Annotated in this window: 1 protein-coding gene; it reads left to right on the top strand. The window is 65.1% G+C overall.

All coding sequences use genetic code 11. The annotated features are described in order from the left end of the window. Window positions 1–613: zinc-binding dehydrogenase (locus AC1RWI_RS38065; RefSeq protein WP_492870891.1), on the top strand; the 613-nt coding region annotated here is incomplete at both ends.

The following is a 613-nucleotide window of genomic DNA, read 5'->3' as shown; positions in this document are numbered from 1 at the left end:
GACGGTACCTCGCGCTTTTCCATCGATGGCAAGCCGATCTTCCATTACATGGGCACCTCCACCTTTGCCAACCACATCGTGGTGCCGGAGATCGCGCTGGCCAAGATCCGCCCGGACGCGCCATTCGACAAGGTTTGCTACATCGGCTGCGGCGTGACCACCGGCGTGGGCGCGGTGCTGTTTACCGCCAAGGTGGAGGCCGGTGCCAACGTGGTGGTGTTCGGCCTCGGCGGCATCGGCCTGAACGTGATCCAGGCGGCCAGGATGGTGGGCGCGGACAAGATCATCGGCGTGGACCTGAACCCGGGCCGCGAAGCCATGGCGCGCAAGTTCGGCATGACGCATTTCATCAACCCGAACCAAGTCGAGAACGTGGTGGACCATATCGTGCAACTGACCGATGGCGGCGCCGACTACTCCTTCGAGTGCATCGGCAACACCAAGGTCATGCGCCAGGCGCTGGAGTGCTGTCACAAGGGCTGGGGCAAGTCCATCATCATCGGCGTGGCCGAGGCCGGCGCGGAAATCTCCACCCGCCCGTTCCAGCTGGTGACCGGGCGCGAATGGAAGGGATCGGCCTTCGGCGGCGCGCGCGGGCGCACCGATGTGCCCA

This window comes from Cupriavidus sp. MPR-AND1C (assembly GCF_058809705.1).
This window is presented reverse-complemented; position numbering and strand designations above follow the sequence as displayed.